Origin of the sequence: Massilia jejuensis (assembly GCF_042656795.1) — a bacterium.
Lineage (GTDB): Bacteria > Pseudomonadota > Gammaproteobacteria > Burkholderiales > Burkholderiaceae_D > Telluria > Telluria jejuensis.
This window is the reverse complement of sequence record NZ_JBHSMS010000040.1, coordinates 270,119-295,474: the sequence shown is the minus strand read 5'-3', so window position 1 is coordinate 295,474 and position 25,356 is coordinate 270,119. Positions and strand designations below refer to the sequence as shown.

Annotated in this window: 21 protein-coding genes; 10 read left to right on the top strand and 11 right to left on the bottom strand. The window is 66.4% G+C overall.

The features are described from left to right. The first annotated feature begins 7 nt into the window (after positions 1–7). From ACFPOU_RS14390 to cobA, 4 genes are read left to right on the top strand one after another with little or no spacing between them, the layout of a single operon-like run. The gene (locus tag ACFPOU_RS14390) at positions 8–724 is read left to right on the top strand and encodes a phosphoadenylyl-sulfate reductase (RefSeq protein WP_379722381.1); all 717 of its coding nucleotides are present in this window, start codon (positions 8–10) and stop codon (positions 722–724) included. Positions 725–749: 25 nt separating this feature from the next. Beyond that, complete coding sequence (gene cysD / locus ACFPOU_RS14385) at positions 750–1,688, top strand: sulfate adenylyltransferase subunit CysD (RefSeq protein ID WP_379722379.1); 939 nt, start codon at positions 750–752, stop codon at positions 1,686–1,688. Beyond that, positions 1,688–3,037: a sulfate adenylyltransferase subunit 1 gene (locus ACFPOU_RS14380; RefSeq protein WP_379722377.1), complete on the top strand. Its 1,350-nt coding sequence runs from the start codon at positions 1,688–1,690 to the stop codon at positions 3,035–3,037. The genes cysD and ACFPOU_RS14380 overlap by 1 nt, the downstream gene beginning before the upstream one ends. Positions 3,038–3,050: 13 nt before the next feature. After that, positions 3,051–3,836 carry a uroporphyrinogen-III C-methyltransferase gene (gene cobA / locus ACFPOU_RS14375; RefSeq protein ID WP_379722375.1) on the top strand — a complete coding sequence of 262 codons (786 nt, stop codon included), beginning with the start codon at positions 3,051–3,053 and terminating at the stop codon, positions 3,834–3,836. Between the two features lies 1 nt (position 3,837). Here cobA and ACFPOU_RS14370 read toward each other — a convergent pair whose 3' ends face one another. Further along, positions 3,838–4,278 (bottom strand): hypothetical protein, encoded by a 441-nt coding sequence (locus ACFPOU_RS14370; protein WP_379722373.1) that lies wholly within the window; start codon positions 4,276–4,278, stop codon positions 3,838–3,840. A gap of 292 nt (positions 4,279–4,570) precedes the next feature. Between ACFPOU_RS14370 and yghU the strand changes: the two genes are divergently transcribed. Then, positions 4,571–5,413 carry a glutathione-dependent disulfide-bond oxidoreductase gene (gene yghU / locus ACFPOU_RS14365; protein ID WP_379722371.1) on the top strand — a complete coding sequence of 281 codons (843 nt, stop codon included), beginning with the start codon at positions 4,571–4,573 and terminating at the stop codon, positions 5,411–5,413. Between the two features lie 67 nt (positions 5,414–5,480). Here the strand turns inward: yghU and ACFPOU_RS14360 are convergent, their stop codons facing one another. The 3 genes from ACFPOU_RS14360 to lptF are packed head-to-tail and all read right to left on the bottom strand — an operon-like array spanning position 5,481 to position 8,190. Then, positions 5,481–5,849 carry a sirohydrochlorin chelatase gene (locus ACFPOU_RS14360; protein WP_379722369.1) on the bottom strand — a complete coding sequence of 123 codons (369 nt, stop codon included), beginning with the start codon at positions 5,847–5,849 and terminating at the stop codon, positions 5,481–5,483. Next, positions 5,849–7,042, bottom strand: a complete 1,194-nt coding sequence (gene lptG, locus ACFPOU_RS14355) for an LPS export ABC transporter permease LptG (protein ID WP_379722367.1) — start codon at positions 7,040–7,042, stop codon at positions 5,849–5,851. Before lptG ends, ACFPOU_RS14360 begins: the two co-directional genes overlap by 1 nt. Beyond that, positions 7,039–8,190 (bottom strand): LPS export ABC transporter permease LptF, encoded by a 1,152-nt coding sequence (gene lptF / locus ACFPOU_RS14350; RefSeq protein ID WP_379722365.1) that lies wholly within the window; start codon positions 8,188–8,190, stop codon positions 7,039–7,041. The genes lptG and lptF overlap by 4 nt, the downstream gene beginning before the upstream one ends. 68 nt (positions 8,191–8,258) lie before the next feature. Between lptF and ACFPOU_RS14345 the strand changes: the two genes are divergently transcribed. After that, on the top strand, positions 8,259–9,755 hold the full coding sequence (locus ACFPOU_RS14345) for a leucyl aminopeptidase (RefSeq protein WP_379722363.1): 1,497 nt from the start codon (positions 8,259–8,261) through the stop codon (positions 9,753–9,755). A 108-nt stretch (positions 9,756–9,863) separates the two neighbouring features. Here ACFPOU_RS14345 and ACFPOU_RS14340 read toward each other — a convergent pair whose 3' ends face one another. Together ACFPOU_RS14340 and ACFPOU_RS14335 are read right to left on the bottom strand one after the other, a co-directional pair. After that, positions 9,864–10,052, bottom strand: a complete 189-nt coding sequence (locus tag ACFPOU_RS14340) for a DUF1653 domain-containing protein (RefSeq protein WP_379722473.1) — start codon at positions 10,050–10,052, stop codon at positions 9,864–9,866. Between the two features lie 13 nt (positions 10,053–10,065). Continuing rightward, the gene (locus tag ACFPOU_RS14335) at positions 10,066–10,413 is read right to left on the bottom strand and encodes a hypothetical protein (protein ID WP_379722361.1); all 348 of its coding nucleotides are present in this window, start codon (positions 10,411–10,413) and stop codon (positions 10,066–10,068) included. A 459-nt stretch (positions 10,414–10,872) separates the two neighbouring features. On the opposite strand from ACFPOU_RS14335, the gene xth reads away from it, so the two are divergent. Beyond that, entirely contained in the window at positions 10,873–11,637 is a 765-nt protein-coding gene (gene xth, locus ACFPOU_RS14330; RefSeq protein WP_379722359.1) for an exodeoxyribonuclease III, read from the top strand. Between the two features lie 124 nt (positions 11,638–11,761). Here xth and ACFPOU_RS14325 read toward each other — a convergent pair whose 3' ends face one another. From ACFPOU_RS14325 to prpB, 5 genes are all read right to left on the bottom strand, one after another. Further along, positions 11,762–14,641: an EAL domain-containing protein gene (locus tag ACFPOU_RS14325; RefSeq protein WP_379722357.1), complete on the bottom strand. Its 2,880-nt coding sequence runs from the start codon at positions 14,639–14,641 to the stop codon at positions 11,762–11,764. A gap of 147 nt (positions 14,642–14,788) precedes the next feature. After that, positions 14,789–15,979 carry a 2-methylaconitate cis-trans isomerase PrpF gene (gene prpF / locus ACFPOU_RS14320; protein ID WP_379722355.1) on the bottom strand — a complete coding sequence of 397 codons (1,191 nt, stop codon included), beginning with the start codon at positions 15,977–15,979 and terminating at the stop codon, positions 14,789–14,791. Between the two features lie 81 nt (positions 15,980–16,060). Beyond that, positions 16,061–18,661 carry a Fe/S-dependent 2-methylisocitrate dehydratase AcnD gene (acnD, locus tag ACFPOU_RS14315; RefSeq protein WP_379722353.1) on the bottom strand — a complete coding sequence of 867 codons (2,601 nt, stop codon included), beginning with the start codon at positions 18,659–18,661 and terminating at the stop codon, positions 16,061–16,063. A gap of 12 nt (positions 18,662–18,673) precedes the next feature. Next, entirely contained in the window at positions 18,674–19,825 is a 1,152-nt protein-coding gene (prpC, locus tag ACFPOU_RS14310) for a bifunctional 2-methylcitrate synthase/citrate synthase (protein ID WP_379722351.1), read from the bottom strand. A gap of 30 nt (positions 19,826–19,855) precedes the next feature. Next, positions 19,856–20,740: a methylisocitrate lyase gene (prpB, locus tag ACFPOU_RS14305; RefSeq protein WP_379722349.1), complete on the bottom strand. Its 885-nt coding sequence runs from the start codon at positions 20,738–20,740 to the stop codon at positions 19,856–19,858. A gap of 200 nt (positions 20,741–20,940) precedes the next feature. On the opposite strand from prpB, the gene prpR reads away from it, so the two are divergent. From prpR to ACFPOU_RS14290, 3 genes are all read left to right on the top strand, one after another. Next, the gene (gene prpR, locus ACFPOU_RS14300; RefSeq protein ID WP_379722347.1) at positions 20,941–22,542 is read left to right on the top strand and encodes a propionate catabolism operon regulatory protein PrpR; all 1,602 of its coding nucleotides are present in this window, start codon (positions 20,941–20,943) and stop codon (positions 22,540–22,542) included. Positions 22,543–22,804: 262 nt separating this feature from the next. After that, a complete protein-coding gene (locus tag ACFPOU_RS14295; RefSeq protein ID WP_379722471.1) occupies positions 22,805–24,181 on the top strand; it encodes a pyridoxal-phosphate dependent enzyme in 1,377 nt (458 codons plus the stop codon). Next, complete coding sequence (locus ACFPOU_RS14290) at positions 24,178–25,356, top strand: trans-sulfuration enzyme family protein (RefSeq protein ID WP_379722345.1); 1,179 nt, start codon at positions 24,178–24,180, stop codon at positions 25,354–25,356. Before ACFPOU_RS14295 ends, ACFPOU_RS14290 begins: the two co-directional genes overlap by 4 nt.

The following is a 25,356-nucleotide window of genomic DNA, read 5'->3' as shown; positions in this document are numbered from 1 at the left end:
GACCAGCATGAGCGATCTCGCTACCCGCGTCGCCGATACCCAGGCCATCCTGGCGCGCATTGCCGACCAGTTTTCGCCGGCCGTGTTCGCCTCCAGCCTGGCCGCCGAGGACATGGTGCTGACCGACCTGATCCTGCGCGCTGGACTGCCGATCGGCATCTTCTCGCTGGAAACGGGCCGCCTGCCCAAGGAAACGCTTGCCGTGCTGGACGCGGTGAAGGCGACCTACGGCTATGACATCGCCCTGTTCCGTCCGGACCCTGCCGCGGTGGAGCGCTACGTGACGCAGAACGGCCTGAACGCCTTCTACGACAGCGTCGAGATGCGCCGCGAATGCTGCCGCATCCGCAAGGTCGAGCCGCTCGGCCATGCCCTTGCCGGCAAGAAGGCCTGGATCACCGGCCAGCGCCGCGCCCAGTCGAGCACGCGCGCCGAACTCGGCGTGCAGGAAGACGATCCGGCGCACGGCATGGTGAAATTCAATCCGCTGGCGGACTGGAGCGAGGCCGAGGTCTGGGACTACATCCGCGCCAACGGCGTGCCCTACAACGCGCTGCACGACCGCGGCTATCCGTCGATCGGCTGCGAGCCTTGCACCCGCGCCATCACGCCGGGCGAGGATGTGCGCGCCGGACGCTGGTGGTGGGAAAACCCGGAATCGAAGGAATGCGGCCTGCACGTGGTCGATGGAAAACTCATTCGTATCAAATCCGTGGCCGCCTGAGCCACAAGAAAGCACAAGGCATTTCATGACGAATCTCCCTGACAACGCCGGCATCCTGGCCACCGTCAACGCGCGCCACCTCGACGCCCTCGAATCGGAAGCGATCCACATCCTGCGCGAAGTGGCGGCCGAATGCAGCAATCCGGCCCTGCTGTTTTCGGGCGGCAAGGACTCGGTCGTGCTGCTGCGCCTGGCCGAAAAGGCCTTCCGCCCCGGCAAATTCCCCTTCCCGCTGGTGCATATCGATACCGGCCACAACTTCGACGAAGTGATCGCCTTTCGCGATGCGCGCGTGGCCGAACTCGGCGAACGCCTGATCGTCGGCTCGGTCGAGGATTCGATCAAGAAGGGCACGGTGCGCCTGCGCAACCCGGCCACCGATTCGCGCAACGCGGCCCAGGCCGTGACGCTGCTCGAAACGATCGCCGAACACGGTTTCGACGCCTGCATCGGCGGCGCGCGCCGCGATGAGGAAAAGGCGCGCGCCAAGGAACGCATCTTTTCCTTCCGCGACGAATTCGGCCAGTGGGACCCGAAAGCCCAGCGTCCGGAACTGTGGGACCTGTATAACACCCGCGTCCACCCGGGCGAAAACATGCGCGTGTTCCCGATCTCGAACTGGACCGAACTGGACGTGTGGCAGTACATCGCCCGCGAAGGACTGGCGCTGCCGACGATCTATTTTGCCCACGAGCGCCAGGTGATCCCGCGCAACGGCCTGCTGGTGCCGCTGACGCCGCTCACCCCCGCGAAAGAAGGCGAAACGGTCGAGACGCAGGTGGTGCGCTTCCGCACCGTCGGCGATATCTCGTGCACCTGCCCGGTGTCTTCGACGGCGAGCACGGTCGAATCGATCATCGCCGAAACCGCCGTGACCCAGGTCACCGAACGCGGCGCCACCCGGATGGACGACCAGACCTCCGAAGCCTCGATGGAAAAACGCAAGAAGCAAGGATATTTCTGATGAACGCCCGCATTGACTCCGGTACCGACAACCTGACCCAGCACAGCCTGCTGCGTTTCATCACCGCCGGCTCGGTGGACGACGGCAAGAGCACCCTGATCGGCCGCCTGCTGTTCGACAGCAAGGGCATCTTCGCGGACCAGCTGGCTGCCGTCTCGCGCTCGAAGCACAAGCGCACCGTGGGCGACACGATCGACCTGTCGCTGCTCACCGACGGCCTGGAAGCCGAGCGCGAACAGGGCATCACGATCGACGTGGCCTACCGCTATTTCGCCACCCCGAAGCGCAAGTTCATCATCGCCGACACCCCGGGCCATGAGCAGTACACCCGCAATATGGTCACCGGCGCATCGACCGCCGACGCGGTCATCATCCTGGTCGACGTGTCCAAGGTGAAGCTGGGCGAAGACGGGGCTGGTGTCGAGCTGCTGATCCAGACCAAGCGTCACTCGACCATCGCCCACCTGCTGCAGATCGAACACGTGATCGTGGCCGTCAACAAGATGGACCTGATCGGCTACGACCAGGCGATCTACGACCGCATCGTCGCCGCCTATGCCGAGTTCGCCGCCTCGCTGGGCCTGAAGGACGTCACCCCCATTCCGCTGTCGGCCCTGGCCGGCGACAACGTGGTCGAGCGCTCCGAAAAAATGGACTGGTACACCGGCCCGACCCTGATCGAGCTGCTCGAGTCGCTCTCGGTCTACGACGAAGCCCATGGCAGCGAAGCCCATCTTGCGCCCTTCCGTTTCCCGGTGCAGCTCGTCGCCCGCCACAACGGCCATGAAGCCAACGACTTCCGCGGCTACATGGGCCGCATCGAATCGGGCAATGTCGCGGTCGGCGACAAGCTCGTCGTGCAGCCTTCTGGCCAGAGCGCGACCGTCAAGGAGATCGTCACCTTCGACGGCGCGCTGCAGAAAGCCGGCGCCGGCCAGTCGGTGACCCTGCTGCTCGAGGAATACCTGGACATTTCGCGCGGCGATACCCTCGCCGGCGCCGATGCCCCGGCCACGCTGCTGAAACAGGTGGTGGCCGATGTCTGCTGGATGTCGGACGAGCCGCTCGACCTGCGCCGCAAGTACTGGATCAAGCACGGCACGCGCCAGACGGCGGCCAAGGTCACGGCAGTCGAAACCCTGCTCGACATCAACACCCAGCAGCGCAAGGCGGTCGACAACCCGGCCGCAGGCCTGAAGCTGAACGACATCGCGCGCATCCACCTGAACGTGCAGCAGGCGCTGGCGGCCGACGCCTACGCCGACATCCGGGCCACCGGTTCCTTCATCCTGATCGATGAAGTCACCCACCAGACCGTTGCCGCGGGTATGATTCGCCTGGGTGAATGACACGGGGGCAGCCATGACCTTGCTTGACGACGCGCTGCCGGCGCGATCCGGCAGTCCGGGCAAGGTCTGGCTGGTCGGCGCCGGTCCCGGCGCCGCCGACCTGATCACCGTGCGCGGCGCGCGCATCCTCGGCGGGGCCGATGTCGTCCTCTACGACGCGCTCGTCACTGCCGAGATGCTCGCTCTGTGCGGCCAGGCCGAACTGATTTCGGTCGGCAAGCGCTCGGGCCAGCGCTCCACCGCCCAGGATGCGATCAATGCGCTGCTGGTCGAATGCGCCTTCAAGTTCGAGCGCGTCGTGCGCCTGAAAGGAGGCGACCCGATGCTGTTCGGGCGCGCCGACGAGGAGTTGCGGGCGCTGGAAGCGGCGGGCATCGACGTCGAGATCGTGCCCGGCATTACCACCGCCGTCGCCGCCGCCGCGGCGACCAGGCAGCCGCTCACCAAGCGCGGCGTGGCGCGCAGCGTCGCCTTCTTCACCTCCAGCACCGGCCCCGACCAGCCGGAACACCCCGCCCTGCCGCATACCGACACGCTGGTCCAGTACATGGGCGGACGCGAGGCCGCCGCGACCGCCGAGCGCCTGCTGGCGCAAGGACGGCGCGCCGATACGCCGGTGGTGGTGGTGGAAAACTGCAGCCGGCCCGACGAGCGCATCGCGCGCCTGACCCTGAACGACCTGGCGCGCGGCCTGGAGGCGGCGCATGGCCCGGTGCTGGTGATGATCGGCGAGGCGCTGCGCCTGCGCCAGCACCAGGCCGGCCCCGGCATTCCCGCGCGCCAGGTGCGCAGCGCCTGAGTCAACCGCGGGCGCTGTCGTATTCCTCGATCTGGCCCAGCAGGCGGTCGGCGGCGGCATGCGTGTCGGCCACGATGCGGTTCAGGCGCGCGATTGCCGCTTCCAGGCGCGCCCCGGCGCGGCCGCGGCATTCGCGGCTGTGCCAGCGCGCCAGGTCGCGCCGCATGCCGCTCAATTCTTCCTTCAATTCGCCCAGCATGCGGCGCAGGCTGCGGTCGGCGTCGACCATGCCCGGAACGCTGCCCGCGCGCAGGCGCCCGGACAGGGTGGCGATCTTGACGCCGGTGGCGGCCACGCGGCGCGCGGTGGCGTCGATGTGGCGCGCGCAGCGGGTCTGCGCGAACAGGCCGCCCGGCAGGCGGATGCCTGCTTGGCAGCCCGTCCCATCGGCGCGCAAGCGCAGGAACAGCGCCAGGAACTGCTTGATGAAAGATGAAAGCATGGAAAGCGCGCAGGTTGGTTGTGGCCGACGCGGCCGGAAATGCCCGAAGCAGTGTCGGCCGCTTCGGAAGGACTGTCAAACCCAAGGGCGGCACACCGCCATGATCGGAAACAAGCCTTCTCCACTTGCGTGCAAAGCTTGCCGGGACAATAACGGAAAACCGGTGCCGGCGGCGGGTCGAGGAGCGCCGGCGCGAATGCCCGGACTCAGGTAAGCTCATGCTTCAGGATCAGCAAGGCGCGCGCCCGATGCGGCCGCGGCGCATTCCCCCACGCATTTCCAGGAGACGTCGATGACTGCAGAATCGAAGTACGAGCCGGCCCGGGTCTGGACCCCGCCGGCCTCCCCCGGCGGCACGTTCGCCAACATCAACCGGCCGATCGCCGGCCCGACCCACGAGGCCGCGCTGCCGGTCGGCAGGCATCCGCTGCAGCTGTATTCGCTGGCCACGCCGAACGGCCAGAAGGTCACGATCATGCTCGAAGAATTGCTGGCGGCCGGCCACCAGGGCGCCGAATACGATGCCTGGCTGGTGCGCATCCACGAAGGCGCGCAGTTCTCGAGCGGCTTTGTCGCGCTCAATCCCAACTCGAAGATCCCGGCGCTGATCGACCGCAGCGGGCCCGAGCCGATCCGGGTCTTCGAGTCCGGTTCGATCCTGCTGTACCTGGCCGAAAAGTTCGGCGCCTTCATTCCGGCCGGCGTGGCCGCGCGCACCGAAACGCTGAACTGGCTGTTCTGGCAGATGGGTGCGGGGCCGCTGCTGGGCGGCGGCTTCGGCCACTTCTATGCCTACGCGCCGGAAAAGCTGGAATACCCGATCGACCGCTTCGCGATGGAAGTCAAGCGCCAGCTCGACGTGCTCGATCGCGAGCTGGCGGGCAAGCGCTATATCGCCGGCGGCGACTACACGATCGCCGACATGGCAATCTGGCCCTGGTATGGGGCGCTGGTGCAGGGCGAACTGTACGAGGCCGGCGAGTTCTTGTCGGTGCACGAGTACCAGCACGTGCGGCGCTGGGCCGACGAGATCGCGGCGCGTCCCGCCGTCATTCGCGGGCGCAAGGTGAACAAGGTGCGCGGCAAGCCGGAGGAGCAGGTGCCGGAACGGCACGAGGCGGCGGACCTGGATTGAGGTAGCACAGCGCGCCCCGGATCGCGCACCGAAGCCGGGGCTGGCAGGGTGGACGCCCGGGTCTACCTCAAAGAATCGAGCGCACGCAATAGTTCGTCATGGCGTCGAGCACGTCCGGATCTTCGCCGACCGCGCCGGCCACGTTCAGGCGCAAGCCCGGATGGGCCGTGCGCAAGCCGTCCGCCAGCAGCGGCAGGTCGCGCAGCAAATGCCCGCCCTGCCCCAGGAACACCGGCACGATCGTCACATCGCCGACACCGTCGGCCACCAGCTGCGACACCGTCTCCGGCAAGCGCGGCTCCATCAACTCCAGGAAGGCCAGCCGCACCGTGCACCCGGGCAGCCGCGCCGCGGTCAGGTCTCGCAGGCGCTCGAACGGGGCGGCCCAGGAGGCGGCGCGGGCGCCGTGGGCGAACAATACCAGTGCGCGTGTCATCAATGCCTTTCTACCCAGCGCAATGCGCCGATTGCCAACAACAGGAACAGCAGACTCGGTGCCACGGCCGTGAAGAAGGCCGGCCAGGTCGACAACAGCCCGAGGTGCGAGAACAGCGAATTGATCAGGATGAAGCCGACCCCGATCATGATGCCGATGAAGATCTTCAGGCTCACGCCGCCGCTGCGCGTGTGCAGGTAGGCGAAAGGCAGGCCCAGCGCCATCAGCACGAAGATCGCGAGCGGGTCGATGATCTTCTTCCAGAAGGCGATCTGGAAGCGCTCGCTCTCCTGGCGGTTCTCGGCCAGGTGGCGCGAATATACGGCCAGTTCGTTGGCCGACATGCGTTCCGGATCGCGCCGCGACACTTGCAGGATCTTCGGGGTGATTTCCGAGACCAGGTCCAGGGTCGCCACCTTGCGCGTGGAGACCGCGCTGGTCTCCTGGCCGTAGGTGCTCTGGATGGTCTGGCCCTGCGGCACCGGCGCGCCCGGCAGGGGCAGCGTGCGGCTGTTGGTAAACAGGGTCTCGCTCACGTCCTTCAGACGCCAGGTGCCGTTGCCGCTGAAGGTGGCGCTGGCGGCCGTGATCAGGGCGCGCATGCGCATGGCGTTGTCGAATTCATAGAGGCGCACGTCGATCAGCTGGCCGTCCGGGCGGATCTGGCGGGCGTTGAAGAAGCGCGAGCCGACGATGGGGCCGCGCGCGCCGTCCGCGCCTTCGGCGTGCACGTTATCCTTGGTCCACATCCCGGAACGAAATTCCGAAGCCAGCGTCGCCCCCTTGGCCGACAGGCGCACCTTTTCCGCCAGCGGCGCCGTGCGCGGCGTGATCAGCTCGCCGAAGATGAAGGTGACCAGGACGAACACGACGCCGATCTTGAACAGCATCCAGCCGGCCATGCGCGTCGACATCGAGGACGCGCGCATGATCGTGAATTCCGAGCTTTGCGCGAACTGCGCCATCGCGTAGATGGTGCCGATCAGCGCGGCGATCGGCATGGTTTCGTACACGTGCCCCGGCAGCATCAGCGCCACGTACAGCAGCGCGAGCTGGAAGGTATAGTTGCCCTTGCCGACCGACGGCAGCTCGGAGGTCAGGTCCATGAAGGAGATCAGGCCGAGCAAGGCGATCAGCACGAAGACGACCGCCTGCGTGATGTTGATCGCGAAATAGCGTTGCAGGACTTTCATCGGGACTCCACCTGGGGGGCGGCGGGCATGCCGGCGAGGATGCGCTTGCGTTTCCAGGCATTGATCAGGACCAGCGGGTGGTAGTGATGATTGACGTTCAGGCGCCACGCGAACAAGGCGACGATGATCAGCACCACGAACAGGTGCAGCGGCCACCAGGCCAGGGCGAAATCGATCTTCTCGCGCTTGACGCTCGCTTCGAGCATCTTGACCAGGTTGTTATAGGTGAAGAAGATCAGCAGGGCCAGGATCAGGTTGGCCGAACTGCCGGCGCGCGGGTTGACGAAGCCCAGCGGAATGGCGAGCAGCACCAGCAGCAGGCAGACGATCGGCGCCGAAATGCGCGCGAGCAGTTCGGAACGCGTGTACTGGTTCTTCACGGCCAGCAGCGCCGGGGTCGAGAGCGCATTGAGCGGCACGTCGGCGCCCAGCACCGGTACCTGGGTCGCCACGCGCATGCTGTAGCGCTCGAATTCCATCGACTGGAAATCGGCCTGGCCCGGCTTGCCCTCGTAGCGGCGTCCGTTCTTGAGCACCAGGTACTGGCCGCCCTTGGGGTCCTGTTCGATGACGCCCTCGCGCGCGACGACGACCGAGCTGCCGTCCTTCTGGTCGGTGCTGACGAACACGTTCTTGACCACGGTCGACCCGTTGGTGCTGCCTTCGACGAAGAACACGCGGTCGCTCGAGGAGGACTCGCGGAACTGGCCGGGCGCGACGCGCTTGAGGTCTTCGCGCTTTTCGAACCGCTGGATGAATTCGGCGCTCTTCATCTTGGCCCAGGGTGCCACCACCATCGACAGCGCGCCGACCATCAGCACCAGCGGAATGCCGAAGGTGAGCACCGGACGGATCCAGGCAAGCAGGGATTGGCCGGAAGCGAACCAGACCACCATTTCGGAATCGCGGTAACTGCGCGTGATCACCACCAGCACCGAAATAAAACTGGTGAGAGTCAGGACAGTTGGCAGATAATTCACCGATTGAAATGCAATCAATGCGAGGACGTCGCCGGAATCGACACGTCCGCCCGCAGCGCGGCCGAGGATGGCAATCAGGGTCCAGGTGACGGTCACCGAAAACAATACCGTGAAGGTTGCCCCGGCCGCGCTGGCGAGTTCACGTTGCAGGGCGCGTTGAAAAATCATTCGATAGTTATAATTGCAGGTTGAGCAGTGGTCATACCAGATGCGCACAAAACGAAACGGAGAATCAAATGGACTTTAGCATAAAAGCATTCGACACAAAAAACACCCTGGCCGCGGCCAAGACCGGCTGCGTGGCAGTGGCGGTGTTCGAAAACAAAAAACTGTCGCAGGCTGCGAAGACCCTCGATCAAGCAGGTGAAATCACGGCGGCACTGAAGTCGGGCGACATTACCGGCAAGGCCGGTTCGACCCTCTTGCTGCGCGGCGTGGCCGGCGTGGCCGCGCAGCGCGTGCTGCTGGTCGGAATGGGCGCCGACGAGACGGTAGGCGAAAAGAATTTCATGACCGCAGTCGGCGCGACGTTCAAAGCCTTCGCGTCGCTGGGCGCGGCAGACGCCATTATCGCATTTCCGATGACGGAAGTGAAAGAGCGCACGCCTGAATGGGCCACGCGCGCGATCGTCATCGCCGCCACCGAAGGCGAATTCCGTACCGACACGCAAAAGAGCAAGAAAGATCCAGCCCTCGCCGGCGTGCGCAAGATCACCCTGGCCCTGCCGCTGGCCGACAACGCGGCCAAGGCCACGCTGGCGCAGGCGATCGCGATCGCCAACGGCATGAACCTGACCAAGGAACTGGGCAACCTGTCGCCCAACATCTGCACCCCGACCTACCTGGCCACCGTCGCGCGCAAGCTGGCCGACGACCACGGCTTCGACGTCGAAGTCCTGGAGCGCAAGCAGCTGGAGGCATTGAAGATGGGCTCTTTCCTGGCCGTGGCCCGCGGCAGCGATGAAGCGCCGAAGTTCATCGTCCTCAAGCATATGGGCGGCAACAAGAAGGATGCCCCCACGGTCCTGGTCGGCAAGGGCATCACCTTCGACTCCGGCGGCATCTCGATCAAGGCCGGCCCCGGCATGGACGAAATGAAGTTCGACATGTGTGGCGCCGGCTCGGTGCTGGGTACCTTCCGCGCGATCGGCGAGATGGGCCTGAAGCTGAACGTGATCGGCATCATCGCCACCTGCGAAAACATGCCGTCCGGCCGCGCGACCAAGCCTGGCGACATCGTCACCGCGATGAACGGCCTGACCATCGAGATCCTCAATACCGACGCCGAAGGCCGCCTCATCCTGTGCGACGCCCTCACCTACGCCGAGCGCTTCAAGCCGGCCGCCGTGGTCGACATCGCCACGCTGACGGGCGCCTGCGTGGTCTCGCTGGGCCACCACAACAGCGGCCTGTTCACGCGCCACGACGCCGCCCATGACGCCCTGGCCGAGGAACTGCTCGACGCCGGCAAGCAGACCGGCGACGGCGCCTGGCGCCTGCCGATCGGCGACCTCTACAACGAACAGCTGAAATCGAACTTTGCCGACCTGGCCAACATCGGCAGCCCCGGCGGCGCCTCGATCACGGCCGCTTGCTTCCTGGAGAACTTCACCCGCAACTATACCTGGGCCCACCTGGATATCGCGGGCACCGCATGGAAGAGCGGCGCCCAGAAAGGCGCGACCGGCCGTCCGGTGCCGCTGCTGACGGCCTTCCTGATGAACCGCGTGTGATCGTCTAGCGCGCAATGAAACGGGCCGCTCGCAGCGGCCCGTTTTTCTTGGCAAGATGAGCGCGTGACGGCATCGCCCGTCAGGGGATCCGCGTCACCGACCGGTCCCCTAGGACACCGGCGCGAAGCGCGGCACCATCAGCCCCTCGACTTCGATGAGTTCGAAGAACACGGCCTTTGGACGCGCCCAGATCGAGCCGTCATGCGCGCGGTAGATGATCATGGGCGTCAGGTCGGCTTCGAGCGTGGCCTCGCAGACCAGCTCGTACAAGCCGCCCTTGTAATGACGATACTGTATCAATCCCGCTCGCTCAGGCCTGTTCGGCCGTGGCCTTCTGCTTCTTCTTCAAGCCCTGGATCACTTTCACCAGGCCTTCGATGCCGGCGTCTTCATCCAGGTCGCTGAAGGCGTCGAGCACCTCGTTGAGCACGCGATTGCGTACGGCGGCCTCGTCCGGCTGGACGGCCTTGGCGGCCGGTTCCGCACCGGCGAACTTCGACGGCGCGGCCTCGACGCTCTTGGCGCCATGCGCCAACGCGGCCTGCCAGATGACCCAGCGGCGCTGGGTTTCGTAGACGAGGTATTCCTCGGGCTTGTCTTCACGGCGACGAACGATATGGCCGTCGCGCTGGGCCCATGCTTCAAATGCACTGCGCATCTCTGTCCTTTTCATATGGGTACAAATACTCGCTATCGAAACAGCAATATTTCACCATAGTACCATTTCGCCACGCAAAGCCTTGCACGACTGAATCTCAATCGTGCGCACTCGCAGACGAGGCCGGCAGATGCCGTTTAGCCGTGATACTACAGCGCGAGTTATATAAAAACAACCGGACATTCCTCATGAGGAACAACAAGGGGTGATCCGTGGGAAATCACCTGGTCCAGCCCCAATAACACCGAGCCTGACGACAATATATTTTAAACCACAAACTTGTCGCCACGGCACGGCGCTTGTGATTTAAGCAAACGAAATACAACGCTGCCATTCGGTCGCGCGGCTCGGGCACGTTGCAAAAATTGCTTCCAGCGACGATACTGCGCGCAGTCGCGGCGGACGGTCCGCCGTGCATCCACGCCGTGCATCCACGCCGTACATCCTTATTGCCCCGACATGAAAATAGCAACCTGGAACGTCAATTCATTAAAAGTACGCCTGCCCCACCTGCTGCGCTGGCTGGAGACGAACCCGGTTGACGTGCTCTGCATTCAAGAGACAAAGCTGACCGATGAGAAGTTCCCGATTTCAGAACTTCAAACGGCCGGTTACGAGCTTGCCTTTACCGGCCAAAAAACCTATAACGGCGTCGCCATCCTCTCGCGCTTTCCGATCCGCGACGTGGTCAAGGGCAATCCGCATTTCGAGGATTCGCAGCAGCGCATTATCGCCGCTACCATCGAAGGGGTGCGTTTCGTTTGCGCGTATATTCCGAACGGCCAGGCGGTCGATTCCGATAAATACGTGTACAAGCTGGCCTGGCTGAAGGGGCTGCACGACTGGCTGGGCGAACAGATGCGCACCCATCCGCAGCTGGCCCTGCTGGGCGACTACAACATCGCCCCGGAAGACCGCGACGTGCACGACCCGGTCGAATGGGCAGGCCAGATCCATTGCTCGGAGCGTGAGCGCGCGGCGATGGCGGCGCTGGTCGATCTGGGCCTGACGGATTGCTTCCGCATGTTCGAGCAGCCCGACAAGCAGTACAGCTGGTGGGATTACCGGATGCTGGGATTCCGGCGCAACCGCGGGCTGCGCATCGACCACATCCTGCTCTCGCGCGAGCTGGCCAGGCGCTGCACGGCCTGCAGTATCGACCGCGAGCCGAGAAAGTGGGAGCAGCCGTCGGACCATACGCCGGTCATCGCGACCATCGATTAAGAGCGCCTAACAAAACCTCCATAGCTGCGTTGCAGCTCCTTGCCGTACAGTCGTACTGTCTTCGTCGCCGCGCCTTGCTCTGAAGGTTTTGTTAGGCGCTCTAAAGCCCTGGGGCGGGTGCCCCCTACCGCACCAGCAAGGCCTGCGCCGCGTCGGCATCGAGCGCGCGCGCGAACAGCCAGCCCTGCACATACTGGCAGCCGTAATCGCGCAGCAGCGCGAGCTGCTCTTCGGTCTCGACGCCTTCGGCCACCACCTGCAGCTGCAGGCTGTTGGCCAGCGCCATGACGGCGGCGACGATCGCGCGGTCCTCGCTGCTTGCCTCCAGTTCGCGGATGAAGACGCGGTCGATCTTGATCTTCCTGACCGGGAAGCGCTTCAGATAGGCCAGGCTCGAGTAGCCGGTGCCGAAGTCGTCGATCGACAGGCGCATGCCCATGCGGTTGATCTGGTCGAGGATGTCGAGCGTCTGCTCGCCGTGCTGCATCAGCGCCGTCTCGGTGATCTCGAATTCGACCAGCGCCGGGTCGATCCCCGTCTCGTCGACGATACGCTTGATCGACGCCACCAGCGTGCGGTGCATGAACTGGCGCGCCGACAGGTTGATCGCCAGGGGCACCGGGGCCACGCCCGCGCGCTGCCAGGCCATGCTCTGCTCGCAGGCGCGCCGGATCACCCATTCGCCGACCGGCACGATCATGCCGCTTTCTTCGAGCATCGGGATGAAATCGTCCGGCAGCACCAGGCCGCGTTCCGGATGACGCCAGCGCAGCAGCACTTCCAGGGCATGCACGCGGCGCGTACCCATGTCCATGATCGGCTGGTAGAAGGGCTCGAACTCGCCCTTGGCGAGCGCCTGGCGCAGGTTCGACTCGAGCGCGAAGTGGCGTGCCGCCGCGCCGTTCATGCGCTCGGTGAAGAACTGGTAGTTGTTGCGTCCCGCGGCCTTGGCCTGGTACATCGCGGCGTCGGCGTGGCGCATCAGGATGTCGACGTCGCCGCCGTCGTCCGGAAAGACGCAGATGCCGATCGAGGGCGAGATGTGCAGGCTGTGGCCCTCGAAGCGCACCGGCGCGGCCAGTGCCTCGATGATCTTGTCGCCGACCTGGCTGCATTCGTCGCGCGAGCCCGCGCCCGGCACCAGCACCACGAACTCGTCCCCGCCCAGGCGCGCCACCGTATCGCTGGCGCGCACCGCCCGGCACAGGCGGCTCGCCACCTCCTTGAGCAGGAAGTCGCCCGTGGCATGGCCGAGCGAATCGTTGATCGTCTTGAAGCGGTCGAGGTCGAGGAACATCACGGCCAGGCACGCGCCGGCGCGCCGGGCCGCCAGGATGGCGTGCTCGAGGCGGTCGGCCAGCAGCGCGCGGTTCGGCAGCCCGGTCAGGCTGTCATGGTAGGCCATGTGGTGCACACGCGCCTCGGCCTGGCGCCGCTCGACGATCTCGTCCTGCAGCAGCGCGTTCGCGCCGGCCAGTTCGGCGGTGCGCGCATCGACCCGCAGTTCGAGCTCGTCGCGCGCGCGGCGCACCGCGTCGCTCGCTTCGTGCTGCGCCGTGACGTCGTCGACCAGCCACAGGCTGCGCCCGCCAGGATGGTCGAGGTCGAAGGGGCGGCCCGACAGGCGGCCCCAGAAGGTGACGCCGTCGCGCCTTGCCAGCAGCCGTTCGCTCACGCTCACGCGCCCGGCCGCGAAATCGCGCGCCGTGTCCAGGCGCGCCGCCTGCCACAGCTCCGCGTCCGGATACAGCGAGCGCACCGGAACGCCCCGCATCGTGCCCGGCGCGTAGCCGAACAGTTCTTCCATCTTGCGGTTGCCGTGCAGCGTATGGCCATGCTCGACGACGGCGATGCCGAGCACCGCGGTGTCGAAGATCGCCTGGTTTTCCTGCAAGGCGACGCGCAGCGATTGCTCGTCGCGGCGCTGGCGGGTGCGGTCCTCGGCGATCCAGACATAGCCGTGAGACGGATCGTCCGGATTGACCGGGTAGCCGATCATCTTGCCCCATATCAGGGTGCCGTCCTTCTTCGCCAGCTGGGCCTCGGCCTGGTAGGTGCGTCCCTGTTCGAAGAGCGGATAGGCGGCGCCGGCAATACGGTCGAAATCGTCTTGACTCGGATGCAGGCGCTGTACCGGCAAATCCTCGCACTCGCCGGGTTCGTAGCCGAACATCGCAAGGAAGCCGGCATTGCAGCGCCGGATGCGCTTCTCGCGGGTAAACATGATCGCCAGCGAGGAGTTGTTCATCAGCGCCAGCAACTCGCGCCGCGCCTGGCGTCTTTCGCTGACATCCTCGACGATCCAGATGGTGCCGTCCTCGCGGCGCGACGGCACGACGGCGCTGGCACGCACGCGCGCCCAGAACAGCGAGCCGTCGCGGTGGCGGAACTGGACTTCGGCCTTCTCGAAAATGGCGCCTTCGGCCAGCGCGGCGAAGGCCTCGTCGCGAAACGCTTCGAACGCCGCCCTGGAAGTGAACATCTCGGCCGGATCGCGCCGCGCCAGTTCGGCCGCGCTGAAGCCGACCATCTCCGACAGGCGCGGATTGCATTCCTTGAGCAGGCCCGGCTTGGTGAACAGGATGCCGACCGGCGCATGGTCGAGGATGGCCTTCTGCTCGCACAAGGAAGTGCGCAGCGCCTCCTGGCCGCGTTCGTAGGCGCCGACGTCGGTGAACACGAAGCTCGCGCCGAGCGTGCCGGCATCGCGCGGCAAGGGGCGCGAGCGCACCTCGACGGTGACCTGCTCGCCATTCACGGCCAGCAAGCCGCGCCAGCGGCGCTCGCCGCGCATGGCACGACGCAGCTCGACCGCGGCCTGGCGCGCCGCGCGCCCGGTGAACAGGTCGAGCAAGGGCCGTCCCGCCGGCGATTCGCCCGCCAGGTCGGCCATGGCCGCGTTGGCGGCGATGATCCGCCCCGAGACGTCGCAGGCGCAGGCAGGCGCCGCGACCAGGTCCAGCGCCGCGGAGATGATTGCAGGTTTGCTCGTTATTCTATCCATCCCGGACTATCCCTTTCGCGCGCCCTCTCCGGGACGACTTGACGTTGCAGGATAATAAACCAGGGTGGGTGGAATCTCCACCATCGTATCGACAAAAATGTCCGGCCGCGGCACGTCACCTGGCCGGGCCGGCGTGGCGGGACGGGATCAGCAGGCGTCGCCCGGAACCCGCACCCAGCCTTCCATCAGCACGCGCGCGCTGCGGCTCATCACGGCCTTGGTGACGCGCCACTCGCCATTCACCTGCTCCGCCTGGGCACCGACGCGCAAGGTGCCCGACGGGTGGCCGAAGCGCACCGCGTCGGGCTTGCCGCCGCCGGCCGCGAGGTTGACCAGCGTGCCCGGCACGGCAGCCGCGGTGCCGATGGCGACGGCTGCCGTGCCCATCATCGCGTGGTGCAGCTTGCCCATCGAGAGCGCGCGCACCACCAGGTCGATGTCCTTGCCCGCGACCGCCTTGCCGCTGGACGCGGTGTAGTCGAGCGCAGGCGCCACGAAAGCGACCTTCGGCGTGTGCTGGCGGCCCGCCGCCTCGCCCGTGTCCTTGATGAGGCCCATGCGCACCGCGCCGTGGGCGCGGATGGTCTCGAACATGGCCAGCGCGCGCACGTCGCCGTTGATCGCGTCCTGCAGCTCGGCGCCGGTATAGCCCACGTCTTCGGCATTGACGAAGATGGTCGGGATGCCGGCATTGATCATCGTTGCCTGGATCGTGCCCAGGCCCGGAACCTCGAGCGCATCGATCAGGTTCCCGGTCGGGAACATGGACCCGCCGCCGCCCTCTTCGTCCGCTGCCGGGTCCATGAACTCGAGCTGCACTTCGGCCGCCGGAAAGGTCACGCCGTCGAGCTCGAAGTCGCCCGTTTCCTGGACTTCGCCGTTCGTCACCGGGACATGGGCGACGATCGTCTTATTGATGTTGGCTTGCCAGATGCGCACGACCGCCATGCCGTCCTGCGGGATGCGCTCGCGCGCGACCAGGCCTGCCCGGATCGCGAACGAACCCACCGCCGAGGACAGGTTGCCGCAATTGCCGCTCCAGTCCACGAACGGCTTGTCGATCGAAACCTGGCCGAACAGGTAGTCGACGTCGTGGCCGGGACGGGCGGACGCGGAGACGATGACCGTCTTGCTGGTGCTCGAGGTCGCGCCGCCCATGCCGTCGATCTGCTTGCCATAGGGGTCGGGGCTGCCGATCACGCGCAGCAGGAGCCGGTCGCGCGCCGCGCCGGCGACGCGCGCGGCTGCGGGCAGGTCGTCGAGGCGGAAGAAGACGCCCTTGCTGGTGCCGCCGCGCATGTAGGTGGCGGGGATTCTGATTTGGGGAGTGTGTGGCATAGTCCTGGTTCCAGTTGGCGGGATGCAGGGATGGGCGAAGACTTCGCCCATCCCTGCATCCCGGATACGTCCGTTGTGCGCTTAGGCCGCCACCTTCGACGACGCCAGGAAGTCCTGCGCGAAGCGCTGCAGCACGCCCCCGGCCTCGTAGATCGACACTTCTTCCGCCGTATCGAGGCGGCAGACCACCGGCACCTCGAGGCGCTGCCCGTCGCGCCGGTTGATCACCAGCGTAAGCACTGCCCGCGGCGTGCGTTCGCCGATCACGTCGTAGGTTTCGGTACCGTCGAGCCCCAGCGTCAGGCGGTTCACGCCCGGCATGAATTCCAGCGGCAGTACGCCCATGCCGACCAGGTTGGTGCGGTGGATGCGCTCGAAACCTTCGGCGGCGATCGCTTCGACGCCCGCCAGGCGCACGCCCTTGGCTGCCCAGTCGCGCGAAGAGCCCTGGCCATAGTCGGCACCGGCGATCACGATCAGCGGCTGCTTGCGCTCCATGTAGGTCTCGATCGCTTCCCACATGCGCGTCACCCGCCCTTCGGGCTCGATGCGCGCGAGCGAACCGGCGCGTACGGTGCCGTCGGGGTTGCGGACCATCTCGTTCTTGAGCGTCGGATTGGCAAACGTCGCGCGCTGCGCCGTCAGGTGATCGCCGCGGTGGGTTGCGTACGAGTTGAAGTCTTCCTCCGGCAAGCCCATCTTGAACAGGTATTCGCCGGCGGCGCTGTCCATCATGATGGCGTTCGACGGCGACAGGTGATCGGTCGTGATGTTGTCGCCCAGGACCGCCAGCGCGCGCATGCCGGTGAGCGTACGCTCGCCCGCCAGCGCGCCTTCCCAGTACGGCGGACGGCGGATATAGGTGCTCATCTCGCGCCAGTCGTACAGCGGGCTGACCTGCTCGCCGTCGTCGGCCACGCGCGCGAACATCGGCGTGTAGACTTTGCGGAACTGCTCGGGCTTCACGCTTTTCGCGAAGACGGCGTCGATCTCTTCGTCCGTCGGCCAGATGTCGGCCAGGCGGATCGCCTTGCCCGCGCTGTCGGTGCCGAGCACGTCCTTCTCGATATCGAAGCGGATCGTGCCGGCGATCGCATACGCGATGACCAATGGCGGCGAAGCGAGGAATGCCTGCTTCGCGTACGGGTGGATGCGGCCGTCGAAATTGCGGTTGCCCGACAGGACCGCCGTGGCGTACAGGTCGCGCTCGATGATCTCCTGCTGGATGACCGGGTCGAGCGCGCCGCTCATGCCGTTGCAGGTGGTGCAGGCAAAGGCGACCACGCCGAAGCCGAGCTTTTCCAGGTCCTGCATCAGGCCCGCTTCTTCCAGGTACAGCGAGACCGCCTTCGAGCCTGGCGCCAGCGAACTCTTGACCCACGGCTTGCGGGTCAAGCCGAGCCTGTTGGCGTTGCGCGCGATCAGGCCGGCGGCGATCATGTTGCGTGGATTGTTCGTATTGGTGCAGCTGGTGATGGCGGCGATGATGACGGCGCCGTCGGGCATCCGGCCCGGCTCGTTCTCCACCACGCCCGAGATGCCGCGCGCGGCCAGTTCCGAGGTCGGCACGCGCTTGTGCGGGTTCGACGGCCCGGCGATGTTGCGCACGACCGTCGACAAGTCGAAGCGCAGTACGCGCTCGTAGTCGACCTGCGTGAGCGTGTCCGCCCACAGGCCCGTTTCCCTGGCATAGCTCTCGACCAGCGCCACCTGTGCGTCTTCGCGGCCGGTGAGCTTGAGGTAGTCGATGGTGCGCTCGTCGATGTAGAACATCGCGGCGGTGGCCCCGAACTCCGGCGCCATGTTCGAGATCGTCGCGCGGTCGCCCAGGGTCAGGTTCGATGCGCCCTCGCCGTAGAACTCGAGCCAGGTCGAGACGACTTTCGCATTGCGCAGGAACTCGGTCAGCGCCAGCACGACGTCGGTCGCCGTAATGCCCGGCTGCGGCTTGCCGGTCAGTTCGACGCCGACGATGTCCGGCAGGCGCATGTACGAGGCGCGCCCCAGCATGACGCTTTCGGCTTCCAGGCCGCCCACGCCGATGGCGATCACGCCGAGCGCGTCGACCATCGGGGTGTGCGAATCGGTGCCGACCAGGGTGTCTGGGAAGGCGACGCCGTCCTTGACTTGCACCACGGGGCTCATGCGCTCGAGGTTAATCTGGTGCAGGATGCCATTCCCGGGCGGGATCACGTCCACGTTCTGGAAGGCCTTCTTGGTCCAGTCGATGAAGTGGAAGCGGTCTTCGTTGCGGCGGTCCTCGATGGCGCGGTTCTTTTCGAACGCGTCGGGATCGAAGCCGCCGCATTCGACGGCAAGCGAGTGGTCGACCACGAGCTGGGTCGGCACCACCGGGTTCACCAGCGCCGGATTGCCGCCTTCCTGCGCGATGGCGTCGCGCAGGCCGGCCAAATCGACCAGGGCCGTCTGGCCCAGGATGTCGTGGCAGACCACGCGCGCCGGGAACCACGGGAAGTCGAGGTCGCGCTTGCGTTCGATGAGCTGCTTGAGCGATGGCACCAGGGCCATCGGCTCGCAGCGGCGTACGAGATTCTCCGCCAGTACACGCGAGGTGTAGGGCAGCTTGTCCCAGGCACCCTGCTCGATACTGTCGACTGCGTCGCGCGCGTCGAAGTAGTGCAGGTTGGTGCCGTGCAGGGGTTTGCGGTAGGCGTTATTCATGATTCTCGGTGCTTACTTGCGGTCCGCGATGGGCACGAACGCCAGGTCTTCGGGACCGACGTAGTTCGCGCTCGGGCGGATGATCTTGTTGTCGATGCGCTGCTCGATGATGTGCGCGGCCCAGCCGGAGGTGCGCGAGATGACGAACAGCGGCGTGAACATGGCGGTCGGCACGCCCATCATGTGGTACGACACGGCCGAGAACCAGTCCAGGTTCGGGAACATCTTCTTCACTTCCCACATGACGGACTCCAGCCGTTCGGCGATGTCGAACATCTTGGTCGAGCCGGCGTCTTCGGACAGCGAACGCGCCACTTCCTTGATGACGACGTTGCGCGGGTCGCTGATCGTGTAGACCGGATGGCCGAAGCCGATCACGACTTCCTTGTTGGCCACGCGGTTGCGGATGTCCGCTTCGGCTTCGTCGGCATTCTCGTAGCGTTTCTGGATCTCGAGCGCCACTTCGTTCGCGCCGCCGTGCTTCGGTCCGCGCAGCGCGCCGATCGCCCCGGTGATGGCCGAGTGCACGTCGGATCCGGTGCCGGCGATGACGCGCGCGGTGAAGGTCGAGGCGTTGAACTCGTGTTCGGCGTAGAGGATGAGCGAAGTGTGCATCGCACGGACCCACTCTTCTTTCGGCGCGTGGCCGTGCAGCAGGTGCAGGAAGTGGCCGCCGATCGAGTCGTCGTCGGTCTCGGTCTCGATGCGCTTGCCGTTATGGCTGAAGTGGTACCAGTAGAGCAGCATCGAGCCGAACGAGGCCATCAGGCGGTCGGCGATGTCGCGCGCGCCCGGCACGCTGTGGTCGTCCTTTTCCGGCAGCGCGCAGCCCAGGCTCGATACGCCGGTGCGCATCACGTCCATCGGGTGGCTGGCGGCCGGCAGCGCTTCGAGCGCCAGCTTGACCGCGTGCGGCAGGCCGCGCAGGGACTTGAGCTTGGCCTTGTAGCCCTTCAGTTCGCCCGTGTTGGGCAGTTTGCCGTGCACCAGCAGGTAGGCGATCTCTTCGAATTCGCAGGTGGTGGCCACGTCCAGGATGTCGTAGCCGCGGTAATGCAGGTCGTTGCCGGTCTTGCCGACCGAGCACAGGGCCGTGTTACCGGCGGCGACACCCGACAGGGCGACGGATTTTTTCGGCTTGAATGCTGGGGCTTGTTCGGTCATGTCGATCTCCAGTTCGATGTTTTAAATTCGTTATTTTTTCTGCGCGGCGAACAGTGCGTCCAGGTGCCGCTCGAAGTCGTGGTAGTTGATGCGGTCGTACAGCTCGGCGCGCGTCTGCATGGTGTCGACCACGGCTTGCTGGCTGCCGTCGCGGCGAATGGCAGTGTAGACGTTTTCGGCCGCCTTGTTCATGGCGCGGAAGGCCGACAGCGGATACAGCACCAGGCCCACGTCGGCCGTCTTCAGTTCGTCGACGGTAAACAGCGGCGTCGCGCCGAACTCGGTGATGTTGGCCAGGATCGGCACGCCGACCGCTTTCGCAAAGCGCGCGTACATGGCCAGGTCCGTCATCGCTTCGGGGAACACCATGTCGGCGCCGGCTTCGACGCAGGCGACCGCACGCTCGATGGCGGCGTCGATGCCTTCCACGGCCAGCGCGTCGGTGCGCGCCATGATCACGAAGTCCTCGTCGGTGCGGGCGTCGACGGCGGCCTTGATGCGGTCGACCATCTCTGCCTTCGAGACGATTTCCTTGCCCGGACGGTGGCCGCAGCGCTTGGCGCCGACCTGGTCTTCGATGTGGATGGCGGCGGCGCCGAACTTGATCATCGACTTGACGGTGCGCGCGACGTTGAAGGCGGACGAGCCGAAGCCGGTATCGACGTCGACCAGCAGCGGCAGGTCGCACACGTCGGTGATGCGCCGCACGTCGGTGAGCACGTCGTCCAGGTTCGAGATGCCCAGGTCCGGCAAGCCGAGCGAACCGGCGGCCACGCCGCCACCGGAGAGGTAGATGGCCTTGAAGCCGGCACGCTTGGCCAGCAGCGCGTGGTTGGCATTGATGGCGCCGACGACTTGCAGCGGCGATTCTTCCTGGACGGCTTTGCGGAACGCGGCGCCTGCGGATTGGATCATGGGGTCTCCTGGTAAAACGGCTAATGGATGGGGTTTATTTCGCAAGGAACGTGCCAGCACACGCATTCCTCTTGCACCGCGCAAAAACATCGTGGTTTCAAGCTCTTAGCGCCCAATCCACTGAACCACGCAACACCATCTTGTTTCAGATCCCGTTTCAAATGAAACACCTGGAACAGCCGTTGCAGTAGAATTGCAACATGCGCCCCCTCTCCCCCGCACCCCAGGATGTCGACAAGCCGGTCATCTGGACCGTCTCGGTGTCGCGCCTGGCCGCCCTGTTCCGCGACATCACGCTCGAGTACGACCACCTCGCCACCATCGAGCCGATCGACCTCGGCTTCGACGAGGCGGCGCGCCATATCCGCGAACGGATGGCCAACGAACGCTGCGACGTGGTGATCGCGGCCGGCTCGAACGGCGCCTACCTGCGCGGCCGGGTGTCGGCGCCGGTGATCGTCGCCAAAGCCAGCGGCTACGACGTGATGGGGGCGCTGGCGCGGGCGCGCAAGGTGTCCACGCGCATCGGCGTCATCAGCTACCAGCACCCGCTGCCGGAACTGGCCGAGTTCAGCGCCGCGTTCGGCCTGACGATTGCCCAGCGCAGCTATGTCACGCGCGAGGATGCGCGCGCGGCGATGGACGAGATGAAGGCGGCCGGCATCGAAGTCATCGTCGGCGCCGGCTTGATTACCGACCTGGCCGAGGAAGCGGGCCTGGCCGGCATCTTCCTGTATTCGGCCGCCTCGATCCGCCAGGCCTTCGACGATGCGCTCGAACTGGCGCGCCTGACCCACCTGGAAGCGAACCGCATCCGGCGCGGCCCGGCGAACGACACCCGGCGCGCCCGGCGCGGCCTGAACGACCTGCGGGGCGAGTCGGACGCCATGGAAAAGCTGCGCCAGACCGTGGTGCTGTATGCGCGCTCGCCGGCGACGGTGCTGATCCAGGGCGAGACCGGCAGCGGCAAGGAGCTTGTCGCGCAAGCGATCCACCGCGAGGGACCGCGCAGCCTGGGGCCGAACCGGCCCTTCGTGGCGGTCAATTGCGGCGCCATCGCCGAGTCGCTGCTGGAGTCCGAGCTCTTCGGCCATGAAGAAGGCGCGTTCACGGGTGCGCGCCGCGGCGGGCATGCGGGCCTGTTCGAGGCGGCCAACCGCGGCACCTTGTTCCTGGACGAAATCGGCGAAATGCCGCTCGGCCTGCAGACGCGCCTGCTGCGGGTACTGGAAGAGCGCGAAGTGATGCGCGTGGGCGGCACGCGGCCGGTGCCGATCGACGTGCGCGTGGTCAGCGCGACCCATTGCGACCTGGAGGCGCGCGTGCGCGAAGGCCGCTTCCGGTCCGACCTGTTCTACCGGCTGGCGGTGCTGCGCCTGCCCTTGCCGCCGCTGCGCGCGCGCCTGGACGACATCGTGCCGCTGGCCGAGTGGTCCTTGAAACAGTCGCTGGCCGCACTGGGCGCGCGGCCGCATCCGAACCTGCATGCCGAAGTCCGGGCCTGCGCGCCCCTGCTCACCGGCCATGTCTGGCCAGGCAACGTGCGCGAGCTGCGCAACCTGATGGAGCGCCTGGCGCTGTTCCTGGCGGCCGAGCCGCTGCAGGCGCTGACGCCGAGCTTCCTGCTGGGGATTGCGCCGGAACTGGGCGCTGCGCGCGAAGTCGCGGCGCCGCCCGCGCCCGCGGCGGCGCAGGAAAGCGTCGCCGAGGTGATCGCCCGCTTCGGCGGCCAGCGCGACGCCGCCGCGCGCCATCTCGGCATCAGCCGTACGACGCTGTGGCGGCGGCTGAAGGCTGGTTAGCCGATAGCAACACCTTCAGGGCGCTGACGCACCTGCGTTTTCCGCCAGCTTGCACAACATTTCTCCGCGCCAAGGCGGCGCCCCGGCCGCCTGGAAGAAAGCGCGGTCACGATTCGTTTCAGTGCAAACCAGGACGGCGCGATCCGCCTTACCATGTCTTTTCACCACAGGCCGGGCGCCCTCTTGCGCCTGCTTATCCGCGTTCGCGGCGCCCACAAGGCGCCTCTCTGGAGGCAACATGCTACGCAATATGCAAGGCAACATGCAGCAAGCGTCCCAGGCAGCGATCTTCTCGCTCATCGGCAACACGCCGCTGGTGCAAGTCACCCGCATGGATACCGGTCCGTGCCAGCTGTTCCTGAAACTGGAATCGCAGAACCCCGGCGGCTCGATCAAGGACCGCATCGGCCGCGCCATGATCGAGCAGGCCGAACTCGACGGCAGCCTGCAGCCCGGCGGCACCGTGGTCGAGGCCACGGCCGGCAATACCGGCATCGGCCTGGCGCTGGTGGCCCGCATCAAGGGCTACCGCGTGGTGCTGGTCGTGCCCGACAAGATGGCGGCCGAAAAAATCCTGCACCTGAAAGCGCTCGGCGCCGAGATCCACCTGACCCGCTCCGATGTCGGCAAGGGCCACCCCGAGTACTACCGGGACGTCGCCGCCCGGCTGGCGCGCGAGATCCCCGGCGCCTGGTTCGCGGACCAGTTCAACAATCCCGCCAATCCGCGCGCCCACGAAACCACGACCGGCCCGGAAATCTGGGAGCAGGCCAGCCACGAACTCGATGCGATCGTGGTCGGCGTCGGCTCGGCGGGCACCCTTACCGGCCTGTCGCACTATTTCGCGCGCGTCCAGCCCGCGCTCGAATTCGTGCTGGCCGACCCCAAGGGTTCGATCCTGGCCGACTACGTCAACACCGGCTACCTGGCGCAGGAAGCGGGCTCCTGGGCCGTGGAAGGCATCGGCGAGGACTTCATTCCCGGCATCGCCGACCTGTCGCGCGTGAAGCGCGCCTATACCATCACGGACGAGGAAAGCTTCGGCACCGCGCGCGCCCTGCTGCGCCAGGAAGGCATCCTGGCCGGTTCGTCGACCGGCACCCTGCTTGCCGCCGCGCTCCGGTATTGCCGCGCCCAGACCAGCCTGAAGCGCGTCGTCACCTTCGTCTGCGACACCGGCACGCGCTATCTCACCAAGGTCTACAGCGATGGCTGGATGGTCGACCAGGGCTTGCTGCAGCGCCCCCGGCTGGGCGACCTGCGCGACCTCGTCGGGCGCCGCTTCGACGCCGGCGAAGTCGTCACCGTGGCGCCGACCGACACCCTGCTCACCGCCTTCAACCGCATGCGCGCGAGCGACCTGGCCCAGCTGCCGGTGATCGACAAGGGGCGCCTGGTCGGCATCGTCGACGAGTCCGACCTGCTGCTGCACGTGAGCGCCGAGCCGGCCCATTTCCAGAGCCAGGTCGCCGGCACCATGACCGCACAGCTGCAGACCCTGGCGCCCGCGAGTTCCATGGCCGAGCTGCGCGACATCCTCGACCGCGGCCTGACCGCCGTGGTCGCCGACAGCGGGCATTTCTATGGCCTGATCACCCGCTTCGACCTCCTCAACCATTTGCGCAGGACCCTATCGTGACCGACAACGACACCCCACTGCACCTGGCCACCCGCGTCATCCATGGCGGCCAGTCGCCCGAACCGGCCACCGGCGCCGTCATGCCGCCGATCTTCGCCACCTCGACCTTTGCCCAGGAAAGTCCCGGCGTGCACAAGGGACTCGACTACGGGCGCTCGCACAACCCGACGCGCTGGGCGCTGGAGCGCTGCGTGGCCGACATCGAGAGCGGCAGCGGCGCGTTCGCCTTCGCCTCCGGCCTGGCGGCGATCTCGGCGGTGCTGGAACTGCTGCCCGCCGGCTCGCACATCGTGGCCGGCGACGACATGTACGGCGGCACCTACCGCCTGTTCGAGCGCGTGCGCCGCGCCAGCGCCGGCCACCGGTTCACCTACGTGAACCTGGCCGATCCGCAAGCCCTGGCCGCAGCCCTCACGCCCGAAACGCGCCTGGTCTGGGTCGAGACGCCGACCAACCCGATGCTCAAGCTGGCCGACCTGGCGGCCATCGCCGCCCTGTGCCGCGCGCGCGGCATCGTCACGGCCTGCGACAACACCTTCGCCAGCCCGATCAACCAGCGTCCGCTGGAACTGGGCATCGACATCGTCGTGCACTCGACCACCAAGTACCTGAACGGCCATTCGGACGTGATCGGCGGCGTGGCCGTGGTCGGCACCGCGCCGCACCAGGCGCCGCTGCGCGAGCAGCTCGGTTTCATCCAGAACGCGGTGGGCGCGATCCAGGGCCCGTTCGACAGCTTCCTGGTGCTGCGCGGGATCAAGACGCTGGCCCTGCGCGTCGAGCGCAGCAATGCCAATGCGCTGGCGCTGGCGCAGTGGCTGGAACGCATGCCGAAGGTGGGCAAGGTCTTGTATCCGGGCCTGGAAACGCATCCCCAGCACGCGCTGGCGCGCCGCCAGATGGCCGGCTTCGGGGGCATCGTCTCGATCGAGCTGGCATCCGACCTGGCGGGCGCGCGGCGCTTCCTCGAAAACTGCAAGGTATTCACGCTAGCCGAAAGCCTGGGCGGCGTGGAAAGCCTGATCGAGCATCCGGCCCTGATGACCCATGCCACGATTCCCCCGGCGCAGCGCGCGCAGCTGGGGATCAGCGACACCCTGATCCGGCTGTCGGTCGGGATCGAGCACCTGGAAGACCAGCGCGCGGACTTGCAGCGCGCGCTGGCGGCCGTGTAA

What these genes read in the sequence shown, in the direction of transcription:
- ACFPOU_RS14390 (WP_379722381.1), top strand. Translation starts at nt 8, where the DNA reads ATGAGCGATCTCGCTACCCGCGTCGCCGATACCCAGGCCATCCTGGCG.
- cysD (WP_379722379.1), top strand. Translation starts at nt 750, where the DNA reads ATGACGAATCTCCCTGACAACGCCGGCATCCTGGCCACCGTCAACGCG.
- ACFPOU_RS14380 (WP_379722377.1), top strand. Translation starts at nt 1,688, where the DNA reads ATGAACGCCCGCATTGACTCCGGTACCGACAACCTGACCCAGCACAGC.
- cobA (WP_379722375.1), top strand. Translation starts at nt 3,051, where the DNA reads ATGACCTTGCTTGACGACGCGCTGCCGGCGCGATCCGGCAGTCCGGGC.
- ACFPOU_RS14370 (WP_379722373.1), bottom strand. Translation starts at nt 4,278, where the DNA reads ATGCTTTCATCTTTCATCAAGCAGTTCCTGGCGCTGTTCCTGCGCTTG.
- yghU (WP_379722371.1), top strand. Translation starts at nt 4,571, where the DNA reads ATGACTGCAGAATCGAAGTACGAGCCGGCCCGGGTCTGGACCCCGCCG.
- ACFPOU_RS14360 (WP_379722369.1), bottom strand. Translation starts at nt 5,849, where the DNA reads ATGACACGCGCACTGGTATTGTTCGCCCACGGCGCCCGCGCCGCCTCC.
- lptG (WP_379722367.1), bottom strand. Translation starts at nt 7,042, where the DNA reads ATGAAAGTCCTGCAACGCTATTTCGCGATCAACATCACGCAGGCGGTC.
- lptF (WP_379722365.1), bottom strand. Translation starts at nt 8,190, where the DNA reads ATGATTTTTCAACGCGCCCTGCAACGTGAACTCGCCAGCGCGGCCGGG.
- ACFPOU_RS14345 (WP_379722363.1), top strand. Translation starts at nt 8,259, where the DNA reads ATGGACTTTAGCATAAAAGCATTCGACACAAAAAACACCCTGGCCGCG.
- ACFPOU_RS14335 (WP_379722361.1), bottom strand. Translation starts at nt 10,413, where the DNA reads ATGCGCAGTGCATTTGAAGCATGGGCCCAGCGCGACGGCCATATCGTT.
- xth (WP_379722359.1), top strand. Translation starts at nt 10,873, where the DNA reads ATGAAAATAGCAACCTGGAACGTCAATTCATTAAAAGTACGCCTGCCC.
- ACFPOU_RS14325 (WP_379722357.1), bottom strand. Translation starts at nt 14,641, where the DNA reads ATGGATAGAATAACGAGCAAACCTGCAATCATCTCCGCGGCGCTGGAC.
- prpF (WP_379722355.1), bottom strand. Translation starts at nt 15,979, where the DNA reads ATGCCACACACTCCCCAAATCAGAATCCCCGCCACCTACATGCGCGGC.
- acnD (WP_379722353.1), bottom strand. Translation starts at nt 18,661, where the DNA reads ATGAATAACGCCTACCGCAAACCCCTGCACGGCACCAACCTGCACTAC.
- prpC (WP_379722351.1), bottom strand. Translation starts at nt 19,825, where the DNA reads ATGACCGAACAAGCCCCAGCATTCAAGCCGAAAAAATCCGTCGCCCTG.
- prpB (WP_379722349.1), bottom strand. Translation starts at nt 20,740, where the DNA reads ATGATCCAATCCGCAGGCGCCGCGTTCCGCAAAGCCGTCCAGGAAGAA.
- prpR (WP_379722347.1), top strand. Translation starts at nt 20,941, where the DNA reads ATGCGCCCCCTCTCCCCCGCACCCCAGGATGTCGACAAGCCGGTCATC.
- ACFPOU_RS14295 (WP_379722471.1), top strand. Translation starts at nt 22,805, where the DNA reads ATGCAGCAAGCGTCCCAGGCAGCGATCTTCTCGCTCATCGGCAACACG.